The sequence below is a fragment of the Streptomyces fradiae genome (assembly GCF_041270065.1).
In the GTDB taxonomy this organism is placed as follows: domain Bacteria; phylum Actinomycetota; class Actinomycetes; order Streptomycetales; family Streptomycetaceae; genus Streptomyces.
Genome location: NZ_CP065958.1, coordinates 1,175,454 through 1,198,573, shown reverse-complemented (window position 1 = coordinate 1,198,573; position 23,120 = coordinate 1,175,454). Strand labels below are relative to the sequence as shown.

14 protein-coding genes and 1 pseudogene are annotated in these 23,120 nt (G+C 68.2%); 11 read left to right on the top strand and 4 right to left on the bottom strand.

The genetic code is table 11. The features are described from left to right. Window positions 1–9: 9 nt before the first annotated feature. Both JAO84_RS05180 and JAO84_RS05175 read right to left on the bottom strand, forming a co-directional pair. Window positions 10–945 (bottom strand): DUF5655 domain-containing protein, encoded by a 936-nt coding sequence (locus tag JAO84_RS05180; protein ID WP_370410809.1) that lies wholly within the window; start codon window positions 943–945, stop codon window positions 10–12. Window positions 946–1,188: 243 nt separating this feature from the next. Then, complete coding sequence (locus JAO84_RS05175; RefSeq protein WP_370410807.1) at window positions 1,189–2,880, bottom strand: DUF6119 family protein; 1,692 nt, start codon at window positions 2,878–2,880, stop codon at window positions 1,189–1,191. A gap of 217 nt (window positions 2,881–3,097) precedes the next feature. Here JAO84_RS05175 and JAO84_RS05170 point away from each other — a divergent pair, with 217 nt between their 5' ends. The 5 genes from JAO84_RS05170 to JAO84_RS05150 all read left to right on the top strand — a co-directional run bounded on the left by JAO84_RS05170 (window position 3,098) and on the right by JAO84_RS05150 (window position 13,087). Beyond that, window positions 3,098–4,831 (top strand): N-6 DNA methylase, encoded by a 1,734-nt coding sequence (locus tag JAO84_RS05170; RefSeq protein ID WP_370410805.1) that lies wholly within the window; start codon window positions 3,098–3,100, stop codon window positions 4,829–4,831. Continuing rightward, the gene (locus JAO84_RS05165) at window positions 4,828–6,858 is read left to right on the top strand and encodes an N-6 DNA methylase (protein ID WP_370410803.1); all 2,031 of its coding nucleotides are present in this window, start codon (window positions 4,828–4,830) and stop codon (window positions 6,856–6,858) included. Before JAO84_RS05170 ends, JAO84_RS05165 begins: the two co-directional genes overlap by 4 nt. Before the next feature lie 14 nt (window positions 6,859–6,872). Next, window positions 6,873–8,129 carry a restriction endonuclease subunit S gene (locus JAO84_RS05160; RefSeq protein WP_370416666.1) on the top strand — a complete coding sequence of 419 codons (1,257 nt, stop codon included), beginning with the start codon at window positions 6,873–6,875 and terminating at the stop codon, window positions 8,127–8,129. An 11-nt stretch (window positions 8,130–8,140) separates the two neighbouring features. Next, the gene (locus JAO84_RS05155) at window positions 8,141–11,362 is read left to right on the top strand and encodes a type I restriction endonuclease subunit R (protein ID WP_370410801.1); all 3,222 of its coding nucleotides are present in this window, start codon (window positions 8,141–8,143) and stop codon (window positions 11,360–11,362) included. Between the two features lie 72 nt (window positions 11,363–11,434). Beyond that, the gene (locus tag JAO84_RS05150) at window positions 11,435–13,087 is read left to right on the top strand and encodes a protein kinase (protein ID WP_370410799.1); all 1,653 of its coding nucleotides are present in this window, start codon (window positions 11,435–11,437) and stop codon (window positions 13,085–13,087) included. 69 nt (window positions 13,088–13,156) lie between these two features. Here JAO84_RS05150 and JAO84_RS05145 read toward each other — a convergent pair whose 3' ends face one another. Together JAO84_RS05145 and JAO84_RS05140 are read right to left on the bottom strand one after the other, a co-directional pair. After that, window positions 13,157–15,979, bottom strand: a complete 2,823-nt coding sequence (locus JAO84_RS05145; protein ID WP_370410798.1) for a class I SAM-dependent DNA methyltransferase — start codon at window positions 15,977–15,979, stop codon at window positions 13,157–13,159. Window positions 15,980–16,454: 475 nt separating this feature from the next. Next, a complete protein-coding gene (locus tag JAO84_RS05140) occupies window positions 16,455–16,622 on the bottom strand; it encodes a helix-turn-helix domain-containing protein (RefSeq protein ID WP_370416665.1) in 168 nt (55 codons plus the stop codon). 288 nt (window positions 16,623–16,910) lie between these two features. On the opposite strand from JAO84_RS05140, the pseudogene JAO84_RS05135 reads away from it, so the two are divergent. From JAO84_RS05135 to JAO84_RS05110, 6 genes and pseudogenes are all read left to right on the top strand, one after another. Then, a pseudogene (locus JAO84_RS05135) lies at window positions 16,911–17,051 on the top strand (peptidase C39 family protein); the annotation flags it as partial. 202 nt (window positions 17,052–17,253) lie between these two features. Then, window positions 17,254–18,540, top strand: coding sequence for a helix-turn-helix domain-containing protein (locus JAO84_RS05130; RefSeq protein ID WP_370410796.1), 1,287 nt, complete (start codon window positions 17,254–17,256; stop codon window positions 18,538–18,540). A gap of 194 nt (window positions 18,541–18,734) precedes the next feature. Next, window positions 18,735–19,265, top strand: a complete 531-nt coding sequence (locus tag JAO84_RS05125) for a cobalamin B12-binding domain-containing protein (protein WP_370410794.1) — start codon at window positions 18,735–18,737, stop codon at window positions 19,263–19,265. After that, on the top strand, window positions 19,262–20,788 hold the full coding sequence (locus JAO84_RS05120; protein WP_370410792.1) for a methylaspartate mutase: 1,527 nt from the start codon (window positions 19,262–19,264) through the stop codon (window positions 20,786–20,788). Before JAO84_RS05125 ends, JAO84_RS05120 begins: the two co-directional genes overlap by 4 nt. Continuing rightward, window positions 20,785–21,786: an asparagine synthetase A gene (locus JAO84_RS05115; RefSeq protein WP_370410790.1), complete on the top strand. Its 1,002-nt coding sequence runs from the start codon at window positions 20,785–20,787 to the stop codon at window positions 21,784–21,786. Before JAO84_RS05120 ends, JAO84_RS05115 begins: the two co-directional genes overlap by 4 nt. After that, window positions 21,783–23,054: a glutamate synthase-related protein gene (locus tag JAO84_RS05110; RefSeq protein ID WP_370410788.1), complete on the top strand. Its 1,272-nt coding sequence runs from the start codon at window positions 21,783–21,785 to the stop codon at window positions 23,052–23,054. The genes JAO84_RS05115 and JAO84_RS05110 overlap by 4 nt, the downstream gene beginning before the upstream one ends. Window positions 23,055–23,120: the final 66 nt, after the last annotated feature.

Below are 23,120 nucleotides of genomic sequence, written 5' to 3'. Positions count from 1 at the left end.
CCGCTTGTTTCAGGCCGCCTCGAACGCCCGTCGGATCAACGGCGCCGCCTTCTCCAGGTCCGTTGCCGAGGCGAGACGTACCTCCAGGTCTCCCGTCCCCAGGTGCCCGACACCGCGCATGTCCCGGGTGAAGCCCTCCTCCAGCACGACTGTGTCCGGGTCGAGTCTGAGATAGACCAGGATCACCTGGTGCTTCGGACGGAAGATCACCGATGCCACGTTCACCAGCCGTCGGTAGGCGATGTAGTGCCGCAACGGCGCCACCTCGACCTCGCCCCACGCCGTGAGCGCCTCGTCCAGCTCCGCGTACAGGTCCCGCAAGGACTCCGGCACGAGGCCGGCACCCGTCGGCGAAGGCGTCGTCGGGACCGCCGGCGCGCTGCCGACCACCGCGTCCCCCTCCCGGCTCCGCCGAGACGAAGCGGCGCTCGGTGAGCCGGGCGAGGAGTCGACGAGCAGCAGACTCAGCAAACCACCCTCGAAGACCCGGTAGCGCACCAGGTCGATCCGCTCGGGCAACCACTGCACGGCCACACGGTCATGGTGGGAGAAGCCAGCCGCGATGCAGACCATCCGCGGACGCCGCCAGTCGATCGACTCGGCCGCCCCCGCGCCCAGCACCCTCCGGACCAGCGCCTCGAACTCGTGCTGCGCCGAACGCAACCAGGACAGATACGAGACGGCCTGCGACAGCACCCCGCTGTCGGAGCCCCTCTTGAACTCGATCACCACCGGGCTGCCGTTCTCATCCAGCCCCAGCGTGTCGATCCGCCCCCGATGCCACGGACCAGTCGCATACTCCGACGCCACGAACCGGATACCGAGCATCTGCTCCAGACCGGCCTCGACCCGCCGCTGCAGCTCCACCTCCAGCGCCACCGTCGAACCGGACAGCTCTACATCCCGCCCGTCCGCGTCCTGCCGGAACAACATCAGCTCGGCCACTAGCGTCCCCCTCCGTGATCACTACAAGAGGAGCAATCGAAACCGGCCTGCGGGTATTCCAGTGGATACCTGCGCCTCATGCCTCGTCGGGCTCCGCTCGCTGTTTCTCGGCCAACGTGGACGTCTCAGGGCCGTTCAGGGAAGATGATCGGCTGCGTTGGGCTCGCCAGATTCGGACGGGTGCTGGACGCGTCACGGCGCTCGCGAAGTCGGTGTGGGGGTCACCCCAGGGGCGGCGTGGGTTCAGCGTCGGATAGCGACGACCTCTACCTCTGCGTTCATCGCGCGCAAGCGACGTGCCGACTGGAGGAGGGAGACCTGGGCGAAGGCGAAGAGGGAGTCGACGGTGATCTCCTTTCCGTCCTTGAGGAGGATGGCGAGCACGACCTTCAGCGTGCCGAAGTCGCTCAGGAGACGGTGGTCGGGAGTACGGTCCGCAACCTGCCCCAGGAAGGCGCTGCGGATGGCTTCGTCGCTGCGCAGGGTTTCGACGGCGGTGACCGCCTGGGCGAAGAGGTGGTTCAGCGGCGCGGTGCCGTCGCTGCTGGTGGCCTTCTTGACGCAGATCAGTTGGTTGTCCGGGCCGAGGACGTCGCAGACCTCCAGTCCGCCACCGTTGAACTTGTCCGTGACGATGTTCTTCTTGTCGAAGAGGAGGTACCCCTCCTGGCCAGCCGCCTGCTTGTTGTACCAGTCCTCACTGTGAGAGTCCCGCCCCTTGGCGTTGGGTACTCCCTTCGGCCAGGAGGGCAGTTGGACGCTGGACGGCTTGCCGAGTAGCTCCCGGAGCTCTTCCTCCAGCGTCTCGAGGAATCCGGCTCCCACCTCGTACCACTTTCCGTGGCCGTAGAAGTACCGCACCGTTTCCACGGGGACGTCCGCGATGAGCCACTCCTTGCCGGTGGTCGCGGCGCTGGCGGGCGTTTTCAAGTCGTCGTCGCTGAACATGACGACCCGAACCTGGCCGAGCGCCTTGAGGCGCTCGCCTTCGGTCTTGTCCGAGACGAACTTGAGGAGGAGAGGAAGGTCCAGGTCGGTGACGTCGGTGCTGCGGCTACCCGAGCTGATCCGGAACGCCTGGGCGGAGCCGAAGCCCTCCTGGCAGCTCTCCGGAACTCCCAGCGTGAGCCGCGGGTGACTCGGGTCGGCGAGCATGCGCTCAAGGACTGCCTGGGCATCTACCGCCCTGCGGCTGCGGTTGTCCAGCGTCCGGAGTCGATCGACGAAGCCCAGTTCGGGCAGCGGATCCGGGCGCGAGCAGACCTCCTCTATCGCGCGCAGGTCGTTGAGGAATTCGCCCGGGGTCGTGGCCAGCGGCAGCTTGATGGTCGACTCGGAGCACTCGACCCGAACATGCTTGGAGGTTCCGGAGGGCAGTGAGGTCAACGGGATGCCGCTGACCGTTCCGCAGATGCGGCGGACGACTGCGCCGAACCGGTCGAGGCCGAAGCCGTCGATACGCTCTCCCCGGGCGACGGAGTACTCGTCGACGCGCCCTCGTCCGTCCATGATCTGGTTGCGCACCTTGATGATGCCGTCCTCGTCGAGGCAGCGGGTGGCGAACTCCAGGCCGAACTCATCATCACGGTAGTACGGGTCCAGCATGTGCTGGCCGACCCCGTAACTCAGGGCGTACAGGCCGCGCTCGGTGCGCATGAGCACCAGGCCCGCAGCGGAGTGATTCCGTTCGTTGACCTCCAGGCCGGTGATCCGCTCGACGGCCGGGCACCAGTCGGCGCGGTCTCGGGGGATTCCCCCGTTCACCAGCAGGCCGGTGACGCCCTCCCAGGCGAACTCGCGGACTTGGTAACCAGGTCTGTCGAGATAGTGAGGGCGCACAAGAGTGCGGAGTTCCACCTCGCCACCGTTGGGAACAGTGAGGCGGTGCAACGTGGACTTTCGGGTGCCAGTGCTGCTCTTCTCCTTGGCGGCCACGTCATGCTCCTTTGAGTCGAGGTGCCGGAGGTCGGTGCCGCGGGGTCGTTCTCTTCGGTCCGCGTGACTTCGTGCTCACGCCCGGTTCTCCTTCGGTGCGATGTGCCGTGTGCGACGTCGGAGTCCTTGGCGCGTGGTACCAGTGAACAGGAGCTAGTTAACGCCGTCAACTGAATGTAACTTGGAAGTCCAAGCGCTAACGGTGTACGGTCACGTCATGACCGGAGGAAACGAGGCGCCTGATGCCACGGCGACCGCTGCGGAGATCGCACGGTTGGCAGGCGTGACGCGTGCTGCGGTGTCCAACTGGCGCCGGCGTCGTTCGGACTTCCCCACGCCCGTAGGCGGCACCTCGGCAAGTCCCCTGTTCTCGCTCGCCGAGGTACGGCAGTGGCTGGAAGGGCAGCGCGACGGGCGAGAGGTCAGCGGGGAGGTCCGGCTCTGGCAGGCGCTGCGCGGCGCCTACGGCGAGGAAATGGCCGGGGCGCTGGCTGCTGTCGGGGAATATCTCTGGGGAGATGCGGAAGACCTCGCTGACCAGGCCGCCCGAGAGGCGGCGGACGGGCTGGTCGCCGACCGGACGCCCACCGAGGTGATGGATGCTCTGGTCGCGCGGCTGCTGGATTCCACCGCGCGCGCCGCGTTGGACGGGGCCTCGACATTGCGGCTGGCGAGCGCGGTCCGAGAATTCGCTGGTGAGACCTCAGGCACCGTCTTTGACCCCGCGTGCGGCATCGGCTCGCTCCTTGTTGCGGTGGGCGGTGGTGCGGTCCGAGGCAGGCTGGGGCAGGACACACAGGCGGATGCGGCCCGCGTAGCCCAGGTGCGTGCGGCCTTGACCGCCACTGGGACAGCGGTGCCGGTTCAGGTCGTGGCAGGCGATTCGTTGCGGGATGACGCGTTCCCCGATCTCCGTGCAGACCTGGTCGTGTGCGAGCCGCCGACCGCCGTGGCCGACTGGGGCCGCGAGCAGTTGCTCGTCGATCCGCGCTGGGAGGCGGGTGTGCCCTCGCGCGGGGAGAGTGAACTCGCCTGGCTTCAGCATTGCTACCACCACACGGCACCCGGCGGGCGAGCCGTGGTGGTCCTGCCGGCATCGGTCGCCCATCGCCGCTCCGGTCGCAGAATCCGTGCGGAGTTGGTGCGTCGCGGTTGCGTCACCGCAGTGGTGGCTCTACCGCCCGGCCTCGCTGCCAGTCATGCACTTCCGCTTCACCTGTGGCTGCTGAACCGTCCCTCCAACCCTGGGCGGGCGGCGGGGACCGTACGCATGGTGGATCTCAGCGCCAACAGCCCGGACGGACCGTGGGCCCCTCAGCCGCACCAGGAAGTGGACGTGCAGCTGATCGATCTGCTGGACAACGAGGTGGACCTCACCCCCAGCCGCTATGTACGCGAGCCGGAACCCGACTACGCGGTGGAGTACGCCAAGCTGCGTGAGGATCTGGACACGCGCCTGCGCCGCCTTCGGGCGCTGCTTCCCGAGCTGCCACCACGTGGCCGGGCCGACGCCCTGGACGTTGGCGTCCCGGTGGCGGTGAGCGACCTGCTGGCCGCCGGCCTGGTCAGCCTGGACGGTGACGAGCTCATCTCCGGCAGCGATCAGTTGGACCCCGACTACGTGCGTGGATTCGCCAGTAGTGCGGCGAACGTCCGTCGGAGCACGTCCTCCTCAGGTACGTTCCGAGCGGACCTGCAGGCGGCGCGCCTACCCCGCATAGACGTTGAGCGACAGCGCCGCTACGGCGACGCCTTTCGCTCGTTGGGCGCGTTCGAGCGCGAACTCGCCGAACTCGCCAGCATGGGAGACCGGGCTGCGCGGCTCGCCCGCGACGGCCTCACCGGCGGCGCACTCGATCCGCCGCCGACCCGTAACGGCGGGAACGCCGAGCACCAAAGCACGACGACCAACGGAGACGCCGCAGTGGGGCGAGAGGACAGGGCACTTTGAGCAAGAACCAGGAACTGGCCGACTTCATCTGGTCGGTGGCCGACCTCCTGCGCGGTGACTACAAGCGCTCGGAGTACGGAAAGGTCATCCTGCCGCTGACGGTGCTGCGCAGGCTGGACTGCGTCATGGCCCCGACCCGCCAGGCGGTGTGGGACCGGGCGGCCTCCTACACGGGGGAGAACAAGGACGGACTGCTGCTGGCAGCCTCCAAGCTCAAGTTCTACAACCTTTCCGAGCAGACCTTCGACACCATCAGCAGCGACGCGGCCAACGTGGCGAAGAACCTCAAGGACTACATCCGGGGGTTCTCGTCGGAGGCCACCGAGATCATCAACCGCTACGAGTTCCACCTCCAGATCGACCGCCTGGACAACGCCGACCTGCTCTACCAGGTGGTGCGGAAGTTCGCCGGCCTGGATCTGAGCTTCAAGGCCGTGGACAACCACGACATGGGTTACGTCTTCGAAGAGTTGATCCGCAAGTTCGCCGATGCCTCCAACGAGACCGCCGGTGAGCACTTCACCCCGCGCGAGGTCATCGAGCTGATGGTCGAGCTGCTGCTCGCCCCGGACGACGACCGGCTCAACGGAGAAGGACAGGTCGTCAAGATCCTCGACCCGGCCTGCGGTACTGGCGGCATGCTCTCGGCGGCTGAGGAGCATATCCGCAAGCTGAACCCGCGCGTGCGCGTCAACCTGTTCGGACAGGAGTTGAACGCCGAGTCGTACGCAATCTGCCGTTCCGACATGCTGCTGAAGGGCCATACCGCCAAGAACATCCGCTTCGGCAACTCCTTCAGCCAGGACGGCCACGACGGCGAGACCTTCAACTACATGCTCGCCAACCCGCCCTTCGGCGTGGAGTGGAAGAAGGTTGAGAAGGTCGTACGCCAGGAGCACGAGGACCGGGGATTCGACGGCCGCTTTGGAGCCGGCCTGCCTCGGATCAACGACGGCTCGCTGCTCTTCCTGCAGCACATGATGAGCAAGATGCAGCCGCTCAAGAAGGACGCGGCGGGCGACGAGGTCGGCGGTACCCGACTGGCCATCGTCTTCAACGGCTCCCCCTTGTTCACCGGTGGTGCGGGGTCGGGCGAGTCGGAGATCCGCAGGTGGATCATCGAGCACGACTACCTGGAGGCGATCGTCGCCCTCCCGGACCAGCTCTTTTACAACACGGGTATCTCCACGTACTTCTGGATCGTCACCAACCGCAAGCCCGCCGACCGCAAGGGCCGCGTGATCCTGCTCGACGCCCGCGACCAGTGGTCCAAGATGCGTAAGTCTCTCGGTGAGAAGCGCAAGGAAGTCACACGGGCGCAGATCGGAAATATCTGCGCGATCTACCGCGATGCCCTGAGCATCGCCAGCGACGAAGCCCATCCGGATCACGGGCGGGTGAAGGTCTTCGCCAACCGAGACTTCGGCTACCAGCGCATCACCGTGGACCGGCCGCTCAAGCTCCGCTTCGAGCTGACCGATGACAGCCTTGCTCAGCTCGGCGCGTCTGCCGCGGTGAAGAAAGCGGTCGGGGGCGAGGCGGCGGTCGAGCTGTTGCTGGACGCGCTCAAGCCGCTGCTTGGGTCGCAGTGGTCGACCAAGGCTGAGGCATGGGACGCCCTGCGGACGGCGATGGTGGCCGGCGGCGTGCTGTGGCCCGCCGTCGCGCCGTTCCAGAAGGCCCTGCGCGACGCTGTGGGAGTGACCGATCCGGAAGGCGAGGCCCAGCTTGTTAAGGGCAAGCCCGAGCCTGACCCCGACCTGCGTGACAACGAGAACGTCCCGCTCGGCGAGGATGTCGACGAGTACCTCGCGCGCGAGGTACTGCCTCACGTCCCGGACGCCTGGATCGCGGAGACCCGCAACCCGAAGACGAAGGAGATGGAGCGGTTCAAGGTGGGGTACGAGATCCCCTTCACCCGCCACTTCTACGTCTACACGCCGCCGAGGCCGCTCGCGGAGATCGACGCAGAACTGAAGTCTCTGGAGGCCGAGATCCAGGCGCTGCTGGGGGAGGTGGCGAAGTGACCTCTGTGCTCGGCATGTCGCTTCCCAATGGGTGGTCTTCTTCTCCCCTGAAGCACGTCACTACAGTCTTGAATCGAGGATCAGCTCCCGACTATGTAGACGACGGGTCCGTGCGTGCTGTGAGCCAGGCAGCTAACCAGCCGAGTGGGCTGGATTGGTCCCGGACGAGGTTCCACGCATTCTCGGGAGACCCGCGCAGATTGAAGGGTTACTTGCAGTCCGGAGACGTGATCGTAAACTCCACCGGTACGGGCACGCTGGGCCGCGTAGGTCAGTTCATGGGATCTCCGGATGGAATCCCCTGTATGGCGGATGGTCATGTGACGATTGCGCGCGCAGACCATCGCACATTGCATCCCCGCTTCTCCTACTACTGGCTCGTGTCCCAGCCGTTCCAGGAGTACGTCTACGCGGCCCTCGTCGTGGGGGCAACAAATCAGATCGAGCTCAACCGCGAACGCCTTGGAGAGGCTCCGGTTCCACTCCCTCCACTGGAGGAGCAGCGCCGCATCGCCGACTTCCTTGATACCGAGACCGCCCGTATTGACAAGCTGGTGGCTCTTCGCCTTCGGCAACGGGATGTCATCCGCAGCCGGCAGCGTGCGCACACCGAGAGGGCGATGGGAGAGTGCGCTTCGGGGGAGTGGACGCGGGTGAAGTATCTCCTTCGGGTGCGACCGCGCTACGGAGTGCTTGTCCCTGTTTTCGAGGATGCGGGAATTCCCTTTATTCGAGTGAATGACTTGCTGGATCTTGAGGGCAGGGCGAGCGGGCTAGCCCAGATTCCCGTAACGCTCTCGAATCAGTACGCGAGGACAATTACCAGGCGGGGCGATGTACTGCTCAGTGTTGTTGGCACCTTGGGCAGGGCGGCTGTCGTCCCGGAGGAACTTGTCGGCGCCAACATTGCAAGAGCCGTTTGCTCAATCCGCTTGCGGCCAGACGTCGACCCGAGCCTCTTCGTTGCCTGGATCGCCACGAGCGAGTTCGAACGCCAGGCGCTCCTTGCTACTGGATCCGACTCTGCTCAGCCCACGCTTGGGATGGAAGATCTGTCGAATTTTGCTATTCGATGGCCTACGGATGCCCGAGAGCAAGCGAGCGTTGCCGGTCAGGTGAGGGAGGGCCAGCAAATCCACTCAGACCTGGTCCGACGTACAGATCGCCAACTCGCCCTCCTCGCTGAGCGCCGGCAGGCGCTGATCACCGCTGCCGTCACCGGCCAGCTCGACGTCACCACAGCCCGTCCCGCGCACGACCGCGACCTCTGAGGGGGATTCAGATGAACGACGCCCGCGTGTACACCGAGAAGGCGTTCGAAAACGCCGTGGAAGCGGCGCTACTGCGCAGCGGCTGGCAGCGCGGGCTGTCGAACACCTACAACCCCACACTCGGTATCGACACCTCCGAGTTGTCCGCGTTCCTCGGCGCGTCGCAGAACGACGCGTGGTTGGCGCTCCAGGACGCCTATGGCGAGGACGAAGATCAGGCCATCGGCCGGTTCGCGAAGCGCGTGGCGCGGGAGATCGACTCGCGTGGCCTGCTGGACGTACTGCGTCGGGGCGTGAATGACCGCAACGTGAAGATCCAGCTTGCGTACTTCCGCCCCGCGCACACTCTCGCCGCCGACGCCTTGGCCGAGTACGACGCCAACCGGCTCACCTTCGTGCGCCAGTTCCACTACTCCGCTGCGCGCCCGGCCGACAGCCTCGACATGGCGTTCTTCCTCAACGGACTGCCAGTCGCCTCGGTGGAGTTGAAGAACGATCTGACCGGCCAGACCGTCGAGGACGCCAAGCGGCAGTACCGCCGCGACCGTGACCCGAAGGAGCTGTTCTTCGCCAAGCGCAGCCTGGTCCACTTTGCGGTCGATCCGACGCTGGCATTTCTGACGACCCGCCTGGCCGGCGACGCCACCCGCTTCCTCCCCTTCAACACCGGCTCCGGTGGCCCCGGCCAGATGGGCGGCGCTGGCAACGTCCCGGCCTCGACCGATGGGAAGTACCCCACCTCATACCTCTTCGACGAGGTGTGGGCTCGGGACAACTGGCTGGAGCTGCTGCAGCGGTTCCTGCACGTTGAGGACGCCGCCGCGAAGGCCGGCCGGGCGCCGTCGCACAAGCCGGGCAGCGCGCACACGCAGCCGTTGATCTTCCCGCGGTTCCACCAGTGGGACGCGGTGCGCAAGCTCATCGCGCACGCGGCCCGCCACGGGGCGGGGGAGAACTACCTGATCCAGCACTCCGCCGGCTCGGGCAAGTCCAACACCATCGCCTGGCTCGCGCACCACCTGTCCAGCCTCCACACCTCCCACGACCTTGGGAAGATCGCACCCGCCGCGCTCGCCTCCGGTCTGGGAGCGAACAAGCTGGTCTTCGACAAGGTCATCGTCATCACTGACCGGCGGGTACTGGACAAGCAGCTCCAGGACACCATCTACCAGTTCGACCACAAGGCCGGCGTGGTCGTGCGGATCGACGAGAACTCCCAGCAGCTCGCGGACGCGCTGACCGGGCCGACGGCCCGGATCGTGATCACCACGGTGCAGAAGTTTCCCTTCGTCCTGGACAAGGTCGCGGGGCTGGGAAGTCAGCGCTACGCGGTGATCATCGACGAGGCGCACTCCTCGCAGGGTGGGGAGAGCGCGGCGGCCTTGAAGAAGGCGCTGGGACGTCTCGGCTCGGACGCGGTGGACGAGGACGGCGACCCGTTGACGGCCGCGGCCCTGGCGCGCGGCAAGCAGCCGAACCTGTCCTTCTTCGCGTTCACGGCCACCCCCAAGGCCAAGACGATCGACCTCTTCGGCACCCCTTACGCCAATCCCGGCTCGGAGGAGCAGGAGAAGGGGCCGTTCCACGTCTACTCGATGCGGCAGGCCATCGAGGAGGGTTTCATCCTCGACGTGCTCGGCAACTACATCACCTACGCCACGTACTTCAAGCTCCAGGAAGCTGCCGCCGAGGAGGCGGAGCAGCAGGTGGACCCGCGCAAGGCGCGCTCGCGGCTGGTGAGGGCCGCGCTGATGTCGGAGGCGTCGATGGCCTCCCGCGCGAAGATCATCGTCGACCACTTCCGCTCGCACTCCAGCCCGCGCCTTGGCGGCCGGGCAAAGGCGATGGTGGTCACCTCCGGCCGTGACCACGCCGTACGGCTCTACCAGGCCATGCGGGCCTACATCGACCAGCGGGGCTTCACCGACTGCGGCACCCTGGTCGCGTTCTCCGGGGCACTGACCATCGACGGGATCGAGTACACCGAGGCCAAGCTCAACGGCTTCCCTGAACGCGAGTTGCCAGCACGTTTCGGCTACACCCGAGCGGACGACCCGAACCCGCCTTCCGTCCCAAAGCCCGAGCACCGCATTCTCGTTGTCGCCGAGAAGTACCAGACCGGCTTCGACCAGCCGCTGCTGACCACCATGTACGTGGACAAGGTCCTGGTGAAGCTGGCCGCGGTGCAGACGCTTTCCCGGCTCAACCGCACCCACCGGCTCAAAACCACCGAGGACCTGTTCATCCTCGACTTCGCCAACCGGCCCGAGGATATCGAGCAGGCTTTCCAGCAGTACTACGAGGCGTCGGTCAGCGAGCCCACCGACCCTAACCTGCTGTTCGACCGCGAACGCGAGGTGATGGCCTACCAGCTGCTGGTGGAAGCCGAGATGGACGCTTTCGTCACCGCGTACTTCGCAGCCTTCCAGGGTGGCTCGGCCACCGACACCGCCATCATGAAGGCCCACGCCCGCCTCTACGGCTATCTGCAGCCGGCTCTGGACCGCTTCAACGCCCTCAACGCCACCGAACCGGAGACCGCCTCCGAGTTCCGCCGCGCCCTGGACTCCTATACCAAGGCGTACGGCTGGCTCTCTCATGTCATCGGATTTGAGAACCTCGAACTGGAACGGCTCTACCAGTACGGACGCTTCCTGCTGCGCCGCCTGCCCGCGCCCGCCCGCAGCGCCGGCGCCGACATAGGGACGGCCGCCCCGAGTCACATGCGCATCGCTCAGACGGGCACCCCAGAGCTGCACCTGGAGGCGGCGGGCGCGCAGGTACTGCCTGGCCTGGTACCCGAGGCGGCCGGAGCGGTGGCCGAGGCGGAGGAGATGTCGCTGGCCGAGGTGATCCAGTCCGTCAACGAGGAGTACGGGACCGGGCTGTCCACCACCGACCAGATCCTGCTCGGCCAGCTCGTTGTCGCAGTCAGCGAGGACCCGGAACTCCGGGCCATCGCCCTGCACCAGGACCAGGACGTCTTCGGCGGGGAACTGGAGAAGGACCTCGACCGGATCGTCATCGACCAGGCGGCGTCCAACGACGCCCTGATGGTCCGCTACTTCGACGACGCCGACGTCAACCGCCTGTTCAAGCAGGTCGCGACCCAGCAGGCGTACCAGCTCATTCGACGCCCGGTCCGACGTGAGGCCGAGCGCCGGGCCACCGAGCAGCGGGCTGCCGAACTCAAGTCGTCCGGAAGCCGTCGGGCGGAACCGCCGACCGCATAGCCTGTGCTTTGCAGCACATCAGACACGAGGAACGGGGTGGTCACGCTCCGACCACACAGAGGGGGACCTCGCATGGTGCAGGGCGGCACGCCGAGCTTCGAAGCCGGCGTACCGGCCCGCGTGATCGCGGGCCGGTACCGGCTGCACACGCCCATTGGCGCGGGTGGCATGGGCGAGGTCTGGCAGGCGTACGACGAGCGCCTGGACCGCCGGGTCGCGGTCAAGATGATGCTGGCCGAGAGCCCGGTTCCGCCCGGGTTCCAGGGCGCGGCCTTCGAGGAGACCCTGCAGACCCGCCGTGCCCGCTTCCTGCGCGAGGTCCAGATCACGGCCGGCATCGAGCACCTGGGTGTGCCGGCCGTCTACGACACCGGAACTGACGAGGCCAGTGGACGGCTGTTCGTCGTCATGCAGCTCCTGCAGGGACGCGAACTGCAGACGTTCATCGACGAGACCGACTACGAAAGCGAGACGGTTTCGGTCTCCTGGGCAGCGGCCGTCGGTGCCCAGATCGCCTCCGTCCTGGACACCGTCCACCGTCACGACGTCGTTCACCGCGACATCAAGCCGTCCAACCTGATGCTCACCCCCGGAGGCGTGGTCAAGGTCCTAGACTTCGGCGTCGCCGCCCTGCGTGGAGTCGGCACCTTGCCCCGCCTCACCCAGGTCGGCATGACCGTAGGAACCCCGCCCTACATGTCCCCGGAACAGAGCCTGGCCAACGCCGTCGGCCCCGCCGCAGACGTCTACGCCCTCGCCTGCGTGCTCCATGAACTACTCACTGGCAAGCCGCCGTTCACCCCCGACGACAGTCGCTCTCACATGTGGCACCACGTCCACACCCCGCCCCCGCTCATTCGCACCCTGCGCCCGGACGTGCCGGCCGAGATCGAGAAGCTCCTGCTGGCGATGCTCACCAAGGAAGCCGAGCAGCGTATGGATGCGATGGCGGTCTACGACACCCTTCTGCCCTTCGTTCATGCCTCCACCGGCACCGCCGCTATGACCGACGAGGGCATGCTCGATCCCCGTCTGCCGTTCCTGCGACCCTTCGGCGGCCGGGCGCCCAGCCCCAGTGCCGCTTCCTCGTACACCCCCACGCTCGTCGTTCCCTCGCCACTCGAGCCCGCACCGGCCGCACCTCAGGGGCCAGCGCCGGGCCCCGCCGCGCTGACAGAGCAAGAGGCGGACATGGTCTCCGACCGGGCAGCGCGGCTCGCTCAGGATGGCCAGTTCACCCAGGCGGCCGACGCGCTCGCCGAGGCCATCGCGAGAGCCGCTGACCCGGATCTCAAAGAAGGCATGCAGTTCAGCCTCGCCCAGGTGAAGTTCCTGGCCGGAAGCCACCGAGAGGCCCTCGCGCTCTTCGAGTCACTAGCCCACCGCTACACCGACCGCTACGGCGACCACGACGAGCAAGCCCAGCTGTGCTGGTACTACGCCGCGCAGTGCCGGATGGAACTCGGCGAGGCCACCGCCGCAATCCAAGCCTTCGACCGCGTTGTGGAGATCACGCCTGCTTCCGAAGGTGAGGACGCAGTCAATCGCCACCTGGATGCCCTCGCACGGCTTATGAGCCTGCATGCAGCGGCGGAAAACCTTCCCCAGGCACTGGAAGTTGGTGGTCGTCTCCGGTCGGAAACCTCCCATCTACGGGGAAACGACTGGCCGGGGCTGGCGCAGATCGACGCCTATCTCCGCCGCCTTCGCCAGGACCTGGGCTAATCGGCTGGGGGGAAGAGCTATCGCGCCGTTGACATGTAGATTCTGGTGCATATCACCTGTCGGGACTGGCTACTGCGAAGCAGGCACCCTGGAGGTCAAGGCGGCGACGAAGGCGGCGGTGGGCGCGGCGGCCGTGATCATTTCTGATTCAGCTACTTCGTGGTAGGCCACAAACCGGATGCCTTCGGACTGTAGACGGTTGTAGTAGTAACAGTCGCTGTTCGATCCGAAGGCTGCTGGCTGCAGCTTGAGCAGTGGGGCCAGTGGCAGTGCACCGCCGCCCTCGCGGGAGACGAGGTACAGGCCGTCTTCTTCCAGAGCCAGGTTGCTCGGGAACTGCTCCTGTTTGAACGGAGTATTTGGGCCAACGGCCAGGTCTACCTCATGGTGGAATACCCCGTTCCTAATCCGAGCCCCACCAGCGCGTACGAGAGGAAAGTCCAGCCAGCCGGCACCGATCAGGTTACGCAAGGTGTGCACGTGGCCGGTTAGGATACCGAGCTGCTCCCTGAGGGAGTCCTCGCTGGTCGCACCCGAGTGGCCACTCCATGTGTTGCGTAGGTGGATCACTTCTCCGAACAGGTTCGTGACGTAGGTGCTCAGGAGGGTGTCCATGAAGTCGGGTGGCGCGTCGGCGAAGGTTGCTCTCACCCGTGCCTGCTCGTCGGTGTCGGTTCCGGTTACCGCGGTGCGGTACCTCTTGGTGAGGCGTTGCAGCACGATATGCCAGACACCAAGGCTGGCCCTTTCGGGGGAAAGCCCCACTTTACTGAACTGCGCAGCGAGGGCAGGGAGTTCCTGCTCGAGGCCTGAACGGTCCTGGAGAAGGCCTGACAGGAGGACAGTGGCGTGGAACTGAATAGTGGCGTCCCAGAAGTGGAACATCTGAGCGTGGCGGGCGTGGAGGTTGCTGTCACCTTTGGATTCGTAGGCCCACAGGGCGCTGGCCATGGGGAAGGGCAGACTTGCAGCCCATTGGGCTAGGTCTGCCGAGGGGATGAGGCGGCTGGCCTCCCTGTAGATATCGGAGCGCTTCCTGGGGTCGTTCCAGAGCTCTCGGTGCGAGTCGACAAGGTGGCGGCGGGCGGCGGCCAGTGCTCGCTCTGTGCGGGCTATGTCGCGCTGGACAGGCAGGTCCGGCAGGGCGATCAGAAGGTCGTCTGCCATGCGCCAGGCTTGGGTGAGATTGAAGCCGCGAGGGCTGACGTAGCTGTCGCTGCCGGAACTAGCGGCCGCCGAGCGCAGTTTCCGGCCCAGGGGGGAGTTGAGCCAGCCCGCGAGGTAGTCGGCGTCGGCGTGCCTGTCTCTTGTCTGGACTACGAGGATGCGGTTGTCGGGAGCGACTTCCCCGGGATCCCCGGTTACTGCGTCCAGGTGCGGTTCGATGGGGAGGATGAGTGCTGGCTCTCCTGAGGCGGATGACAGTATGGCTGGGCGGTCGGCTGCTTTGGCTGAGGGGACGTAGCAGATGTGCTGAGCGAGCTCGGTTAGACGGGCGGTCTTCCAGCCGTGCTGGGTGAGGTCGCGCAGCGCGCGCGGAGGCCGGTCGGTTCGGAAGACGCGGTCTACATCGAACATCGTGAGCTGTGAGTTCGCGACGTCGCTCACGTCCGGTGGCGTTGTGACGTAGCGGGCATTGCGCCACGTTTCGATGGAGGCCGTGACCGGCAGCAGTATGGTGAGCAACGGCACATGGCCCTGCCCGGGCTTGCCGGTGGCTGCAGTGGTGTCGTGCATGACGTTGACTCGACGGAATGAGAGATCACTCGCCGAGGCTGTCCTGCTGTAGGGCGTCGGCTTCGGTTGCTTCAGGCTTCGTGTCAGCTCATCCAGGGCCGCGTCGCTGATGGTACGGCGCTCAAGCCGGCGTGAGTGCACGTCCTCGTAAAAGCCGCGGAGGTCGATGAACTGAACCTTCCGCCGACGCGCCTTGGGCTTGTCGTTGGAGAAGACCAGGGCGAACAGCCGGATGCTGGTGTTCGCGCTGAGTCCTTCGGGCAGAGCGACCACAGCGTCCAGAAGATCTTGCTCCAGCAGCCAGGTGCGGATTGCGCTGCCGCCCGTGTCGGACAGCGGCCCTGTAGCAGTGAACATGATCCCTCGGCCGCCACCGTCCGCCGGGTCTCGAAGCTTGCTTAGCAGGATCTGGGCGAACAGCAGGGAGGCGTTATTGGGCTGCGGCAGACCAGCGGGGAATCGTCCATCCAGGCGCTCGGCCTCAGCTGAACAGGACGCTAGACTGTTGTGCCACGACATGTTGTAGGGGATCTCGGCCACTGTGTAGTCGAACTGGCGACCGGGGAAGGCGTCCTCTTCGAGAGAGTTGGACAAGCTGAATGCGGCGCCCGCTCCGACGAGGTAGGCGTGGGCCCGAGCGCGCTGGATGGTGGATGGGTTGACGTCCTGGCCGGCGATGCTGACCGGTACGTTTGCCCGATCTGCCAGAGACTCGGCGACATCGAGCGCCAGGGTCGCGGACCCGCACGCCGGATCATAGAGATGCAGCGCATCCGTGCGCCCTCCACGCTCGTAAGACGTCAAGGTAGCTTCGGCAACCTTCACCAGAGACGTGGAGGTGGCAAACTCCTCGTGCTGGTGCACAGGGCGCAGCAACGTCCTTGCGTAGCGCCGGATCTGTGCCGGGGTGTAGGTCTGTAGCAGCTCCTGTTCGCCTTCTAGCGTTGAATCCAGCGCAGGGTGGAGGTTCCTCACGCGCTGGGCTGCAAGCTGCATGATGTCGATTTCGGGCGCCGGCAGGCCGGTGGCGCGGGTTCTCCAGTCGACGGCGTTCCACAGCAACGAGTCAGCCAGTTCATTATGGGAGAGTCGGCCTCGGAGGGAGTCGAAGAGTCTCCACAGGTGCTGGTCAACCGTCTGCTGCTCGTCCGTCACAGAGCCCCCCCGGGAGTGTAGGCACGGGCCCCGGTTGATTGGAGCCAGTGCGCTGACTGTGCTGTCCCACTGTAAGGGTGTCAACTTACCGAAAGAGTCCCTGCTCGATACCACTGCTCGCGGATCCCACCTGACGGCTGGCCACACTCGACGAATGCCCGGGTATGGGTCGCTGGCCTCGGATGGACCGGCGGGCCGTGAACCAGGCGAACACCGCCGAAGGCCGCTGCTTGCTCGTCGCCGCCTTCGCCTCAGGGGTGTACCAAGGCGCAGTCGGTGAACCGGCGCGGACTCCTTCGGGTGCCACACCTGGGAGTGGCTCCTTCGCTAAGGGGGTTCTCCTTGCAGAGGTTTCCGCTGCCCGCTAGAGAAGGGCTGACCGAGCCGAAATCCGTGAATGTACTGGTCAGGCAAGGAACCTCAGTGCTTGGCGAGTTCACGCAGTATCGCCCCGAGCGGGGCTCCTCGCAGACGTTCACGCGACCATTCGGCATCGCTCTTCTAGCCACTGTCGAACCTCCGCCGGAGCGAATCGAAGCTGCTGGCCTACACGGAAGCTTGGCAGTTCCTCCCTGAGGTGGTTGTCGTAGACCCAAGAAGTAGGCTTCCCGAGATAGGCAGCAAGTGCCTTGACGTCCCACATCGGCTCGCTCATGAACGATTCCTCTACGCTTGCTTCAGCTGCTCGCGAGGACGGTAGTGAGGAATGGCGGCCGCACCAAACAGGTGGGGGTCTGGCGGGCGACGAGGGCCCTGAAGTCAGCACCGATCCAGCACGACGCACCCGAACGGACCGGAACGGACGCCAGCGGAAGTCGGCACCAGGTCAGCACGAGCGCGTCTGCGCTCGATTTTCCTCGCGCGGTCCGTGCCTCTGACCTGCATGTTTGTGCAGGAGGGTGCCGTGTGGTAAGTGACGCCCTCCCATTTGGAGAACATCTGGCTCCGCACGAAGCGCTACGACGCGAACGGCAAGGTCAGAAGCGGTACGGGCGGTGTCTGCTACCTCTACTGGCCCGCCAGGCCGACATCGACCCAGCTCCACGCACTGCGCTCGCTCGGCCTGGCGTGAGGCGTGGGGGAGTCCGTGGAGGATTCGTGAACGTGCGGTGATCGGGCGTTGATCGGCCGTAGAGCCCTCCCGTGTTCCATCGGCGTCAGGGGGAAAACGGCTCGACGGTCACCACCGGTCGCCGCCGCCCCCGGGCGTGCCGCACCGGCGCCCCGGGCCCCCGTCCCCGGTTGATGGCCAACCCACGGAAGGTGGACGAGGCATGGACGGTGTGCGGTCGTCGCAGTCGACAGCGGGCTTCGGAGAGCTGCTCAGGATCTGGCGCGAGCGGATCGGCCTGACCCAGCAGGTCCTCGCCGATCTCGCGACCCTGAGCGTCCGGGCGATCCGGGACATGGAGACCGGGCGGGTGCAGCGCCCACGGCAGGAGACGGTCCGGCTCCTCGCCGACGCGCTCCGGCTGGAGGGCTCCCACCGGTCCGTCTTCGAGGCGGCGGCACGCCGGCACGTCTTCGCCGAGGAGCCGCGCGACGAGCCGACCGCGCCGCCGGTCGCCCGCGGCGCGATCGTCGGGCGCGAGCTGGAGGTCGAGGTGCTGGCCGACGCCCTCGCGGTCCACGGCGACCGGCTGGTCACGGTGGCCGGCCTGGGCGGGGTCGGCAAGACCCGGCTGGTCCTGGAGGTCGCGAGACGCCTGCACCTCGCGTCCCGGTGGTCCGTGCGCTGGATCGACTGCGACCGGCTCCCCGCCGCCGGACTCGTCCGCCGCGCCGATCTCGCCCGGGCGATCGCGGACCTCGCCGGAGCGATCGGGGAGCGGCCCACCCTGCTCGTCCTGGACGGCGCCGACGCCGGTGTGGACGCGGCCCTCCTCGACGAACTGTTCCTGCGCTGCCCCGGCCTGCGGGTGCTGATCACCGCCAGGGTGCCGCAGCCGTTGCCCGGCGGCCAGGTGATCCCGCTCGCCCCGCTGACCACGCCCGGGCCGGAACTCGACCACGATCCGGCGGCCCTGGCCGAGGTCGCAGCCGTCCGGCTGCTCCTCTCCCACCTGCGCCGACTGCGCCCCGGCTACCGCCTGGGGTGCGACGAGGCACCCGCCGTCGCCGCGCTCTGCCGCCAACTCGATGGACTGCCGGCGGCGTTGGAGCTCGTGGCCGGCTGGTCGACGGTGCTCTCACCGCGCCAGCTCGTCGCCCGCCTCGCGGACGGCCCGTTCCATCTGGCGCCGCCGCCGGGCGGGTACGGCGGCAGGGCGGACGTCGGCGCGGCGCTCGGGGCCGCGCTCGACCGGCTGACGCTGGGCCAGCGCGACCTGCTGGAGCGGCTCGCGGTCGAACCGGGGGACTGGTCGGGCGAGGACGCCGCCGAACTGAGCGGCCGGCCGCCCCACGAGTGCCTGGCCGTGATGCACGAACTGCTCGCGAACGGACTGATCCGCAGCGTCCCGGCCCGCGACGGCGTCCGCTTCACCGTGCTGAACCTCTTCCGGCGGTTCTGCGCCGGGACCGGCGCGCCCGCCCATCTGCAGCTGGCGACGGCGAGCTGAAGCTCCGGCCGAGGGCCGAGGGCCGGGATCGCGTGCTGCCTCGCGGTCGATACTGCCCGCATCCTGCCGGGTGAGCTGCCGGTCCGGCGCGCGTCCCCTCCCTAGCGTTCTGCTTGCGGGAGGGACCGCCCACCTACCCGGAGGGCCGCCACTCCCCGGGTCTCCCACCACCTACCGACACAGAGGTTCGCGCCGTGGAGCAGCATGCCGTGGAGCAGCACGGAAAGGACGAGCCGGCGGTTCTGGACGTCGTCGTGACGACCATGGCCTCGGACTCGCACACCTGGAACCTGGTCTTTCTCCAGCTGTTGCTCGAGGAGCTCGGTCACCGGGTCACCAACCTGGGCGGGTGCGTACCGGACGAGCTGCTCGTCGCCGAGTGCCGCCGGATCGATCCGGACCTGATCGTGCTGAGCAGCGTCAACGGACACGGCTTCCACGACGGACTGCGGCTGATCGCCGCGCTCCGCGCCTGTACCGAGCTGGCCGGCACGGCGACCGTCATCGGCGGAAAGCTCGGGATCGACGGCCCCGGCGACCCCGCCCGGCAGCGGGAGCTGCTGGCGGCGGGCTTCGACGGTGTCTTCGAGGAAGGCGGCTCGGTCGTCGAGTTCCGGTCCTTCGTCGACTCCCTGCCCGCCGGGATCGGTTCCCTGCCGTCCGGGACTCGTTCCCTGCCTGCCGGAACCCGTTCCCTGCCCGCCGGTTCGGGAGCGCTCCGGTGACCGGCTCCGAAGCCGGCGCGCGCTCCGGCTTCGGCGACTTCGTCGCCCGCGCCCGGGCCGCCGGTGACCTGGTCGTACAGCCCAGGATGGGCATGGCCGACCCGCTGCTGATGCGCGACGGACTGATCGCCACGCGATCCGCGGACGCCGTCACCGTCGGCACCCTCACGCTCGACAGCTACACCCGCACCGGCGACCTCGCGGCCGCCCGCCGCGCACTCGAAGGGGGCGTGGGCCTCAACGGCTACCCGATCGCCACGCACTCCGCGGACACCACCCGCGCCCTCCTGCGGGGCGTCGCGGACGCCGGCTTCCCGGTGCAGGTCCGGCACGGCTCGGCGATGCCGGAGCACATCGTCCGCGCCCTCCTCGCGGCCGGCCTGGACGCCACCGAGGGCGGTCCCGTCTCGTACTGCCTGCCCTACAGCCGTACACCGCTGCGCGAGGCGGTCGCCCACTGGCGGCGCAGCTGCGAACTCCTCGCCTCGGCGGCGGAGTTCGGTGCGCGACCGCACGTGGAGACCTTCGGCGGCTGTCTGATGGGCCAGCTCTGTCCGCCGAGCCTGCTGATCGCGGTGAGCGTGCTGGAGGCGCTGTTCTTCCGGCAGCACGGGCTGCGCGGCATCTCGCTCAGTTACGCCCAGCAGGCCGACGAGCGGCAGGACGAGGAGGCGCTCACCGTGCTCGGGCGACTGGCCGGCGAACTGCTGCCGGACGTCGACCACCACGTCGTCCTCTACGCCTACATGGGCGTCTTCCCGCGCACACCCGGCGGGGCCCGGCTGCTCCTGGAGGACGCGGCCCGGCTGGCGGTGCGGGCCGGCGCGGCCCGGCTGATCGTCAAGACCACCGCCGAGGCGCACCGTATCCCGACCGTGGCGGAGAACGTACGGGCGCTGGAGACGGCCGCCGCGGCCGCCGCCGACGAGCGAGCCCGCCGGCCGCACGCCCCGCGCGCCCTCGGCGGTACGCACGTCGAGGACACCGGCATCGAGGCCGAGGCCCGGGCGCTTGTCGGCGCCGTGCTGGACCTCGACGCCGACATCGGCCGGGCGCTGGTCCGCGCTTTCGCCGCCGGCTACCTCGACGTCCCCTACTGCCTGCACCCCGACAACGCCGGCCGGGCCCGCAGCGCGCTCGCGCCCGACGGCCGGCTGCACTGGTCGAGCGTCGGATCGATGCCGATCGCCGGGCTGGCGGACGGCGGCCCGCGTCCGCCGATCCTCGGCTCGGCGGGGCTCCTCTCCGCGCTCTCCCACGTCCAGCGGACCTACGACGCCCGCGCCACCGAACGTCTGCCGTCTGCCGAACGACAGCAGTCCGCCGAACGGCCGCCGACCGCCGTGCCCCTCCCCGGCGCGGCGGCCGCCGTCCCCGGTGCGCCGGGACCTGTCCTCGCCGGCCCCGTCCTCGCCCGCCCCGTCCCCGCCGTTCCGCCTCCCTCCGCCCCTCGCACCACGCCCGTACCGCCGCCCCGCACGACGTCCACGCCACGACGAGAGTTGGGACTCACCACACCATGACCACCGACGGGCCCACGGCCCCCGCACCGATTCCGGACCCCGGCCGCCACCTGACCGCCCCGGCCACGCGCAGCGCGCTCAGGATCCAGCACCGACTCCTCGCCGCCGCCCGCGAGTTCCTGTGCGAGCAGGGCTTCACCGAGCTGCTCCCGCCGGTGATCGGCCCGGTCACCGATCCCGGCTCGCGCGGCTCCAAGCAGGTCGACGTCGACTTCTACGGCCACCGCTACAAGCTGATGACGAGCGCCATCCTCTACAAGCAGGCCTCGCTGCTCGCCTTCGACAAGATCTTCTGCGTCGCTCCCAACGTGCGTCTGGAGCCGCTGGAGACCGCCGGTACCAGCCGCCACCTCGCGGAGTTCCACCAGCTCGACGTGGAGATGGCGGGCGCGAGCCGGGACGACGCCGTCCGGCTCGTCGAGCGGCTGGTCGTGCACATGGTCGACAGCGTGGTCCGCGAGCTGCCCAAGGACTTCGCCGAACTCGGCCGGGACGTCGGCGCGTTCACCGAGCTCCTCAAGGGATCCTTCGGCCGGATGCGGCACGCCGAGGCGGTGGCCGAACTCCAGGGGCTCGGCCACCCGCAGAGCCCGGACGCCGAACTCGACTGGACCGGTGAGGCCCTGCTCTCCGCAGAGCGGGACCGGCCGTTCTTCGTCACCGACTACCCGAAGGGCTCGCGTGGCTTCTACGACCGCGAGCACCCCGAACAGCCGGGCCTGCTCCGGAACTTCGACCTGATCGCGGCCGAGGGGTACGGCGAACTGTGCAGCGGGAGCCAGCGCACCAACGACTACGCGGAGATCGTCACCCGGATGCGGGAGACCGGCGAGAACCCCCAGAAGTACCGCTGGTACCTGGACCTCGTCCGCGAGGGCGTGCCCGGCAGCGCCGGCTTCGGTATCGGCGTCGAGCGGCTGACCCGCTACGTCGCCGGGCTCGACGCGGTCTGGCAGGCGAGCGCCTTCCCCAAGCTGGCCGGGGTGGTGTCGCCGTGAGCGATCTCTCGGCGCCCGGCTTCCCGGAGGAGGAGGTCCGGCGGCGCGCCCGCGCCGGAGCGGCGGCGGCCTTCCCGCCGCCGGGCGAGTACGGCCGCGTCCTGTTCGGCGCGGACCGGGCCGACCGGCACACGGACGGCGAGCGGGACCCGCTCGACACCTTGCGGATCACCCCGCCCGTCTTCATGCCGCAGCGGCTCGCCCGGCTGATCGACCTCGGCCGCGAGCCCGACTACCGCGACGTCGAACTGGCCACCGCCGTCGGCGGGTTCACCTCCGCGCTGCCGGTGTACGTGTCCGCGCTCGGCTCCACCCGGGCCGCCGGCGGCGACCTCGGCCTCGCGCTCAGCCGCCAGGCCGGAGCACTCGGCCTGCCCATGGTGATCGGCGAGAACATCGTCCCGGTGAACGGGTACGGCCGGCTCGGCGAGGACGCCGACCGGGCGCTGCTCGGCCGCCTCCGCGCGTACACGGAGGAACTCCCGGACGGGCGGGGCGGAGTCGCCGTCCAGCAGTCCACCGAGGACGCCGACGCCGAGGTCTGGAACCTCGTCTACAGCGACCCCGCTGCCCTGCCGCTGCTCGAATCCGGGCGGCTGGCCTTCGAGTTGAAGACCGGACAGGGCGCCAAGCCGGGCCTCGGCGGGATGACCGTCCTGGACGGCGAGGCCGCCGGCCGGCTCGGCGACCGCTACGGCATCGACGACGTCTTCGGCGACGGCCGGGTGCTGCGCTCCAGCACTCCCGGCACGTTCACGGCGGAGATCCTGCGCCAGCAGATCCGGCTGATGCGCAACAACTTCCCCCGCGCCCGGGTGTGGGTGAAGCTGCACCCCGGCCGGGACGTCGCCGAGGCCGCCCGGGTCGCCGCCGAGGCGGGCGCGGACGCCGTCACGGTGGACGGCGCCGAGGGCGGCACCGGCTGGGCTCCCGGAGCCTTCCCCGCCCAGGTCGGCCTGCCGCTGGCGGAATGCCTGCGGCGCCTCGCCACGGCGGGGCCGCCGCCCTGTCTGCTGGTCTCCGGACGGATCTGGGAGGGCGGCCGGGCGGTGAAGAGCCTGGCCCTCGGCGCCCGCGCGGTGGGCCTGGGCCGGGCGGCGCTCCTCGCCACCGCGGAGGACCCGGAGGCCGGACTCGTCCGGTTCACGGAATGCCTCGCGCTCGAACTCAGGATGCTGATCAGCGCGCTCGGGAAATACGCGCCGGCCGCACTGGACCGGGACGACGTCTGGTCCCCGGAATTCCCTGGAATTCCCGTCCGAGGATAATCGAAGAACTTCGGAAGAGTTCATTTCCCGCAGCCCGCCCGGGCGCCTTCGTGCGCCTGGGCGGGC

Excerpts from the sequence above, each read along its gene's own strand:
- JAO84_RS05115 (WP_370410790.1), top strand. The coding sequence starts at position 20,785 with ATGACCACCGACGGGCCCACGGCCCCCGCACCGATTCCGGACCCCGGC.
- JAO84_RS05160 (WP_370416666.1), top strand. The coding sequence starts at position 6,873 with ATGTCGCTTCCCAATGGGTGGTCTTCTTCTCCCCTGAAGCACGTCACT.
- JAO84_RS05130 (WP_370410796.1), top strand. The coding sequence starts at position 17,254 with ATGGACGGTGTGCGGTCGTCGCAGTCGACAGCGGGCTTCGGAGAGCTG.
- JAO84_RS05140 (WP_370416665.1), bottom strand. The coding sequence starts at position 16,622 with ATGTGGGACGTCAAGGCACTTGCTGCCTATCTCGGGAAGCCTACTTCT.
- JAO84_RS05170 (WP_370410805.1), top strand. The coding sequence starts at position 3,098 with ATGACCGGAGGAAACGAGGCGCCTGATGCCACGGCGACCGCTGCGGAG.
- JAO84_RS05150 (WP_370410799.1), top strand. The coding sequence starts at position 11,435 with ATGGTGCAGGGCGGCACGCCGAGCTTCGAAGCCGGCGTACCGGCCCGC.
- JAO84_RS05155 (WP_370410801.1), top strand. The coding sequence starts at position 8,141 with ATGAACGACGCCCGCGTGTACACCGAGAAGGCGTTCGAAAACGCCGTG.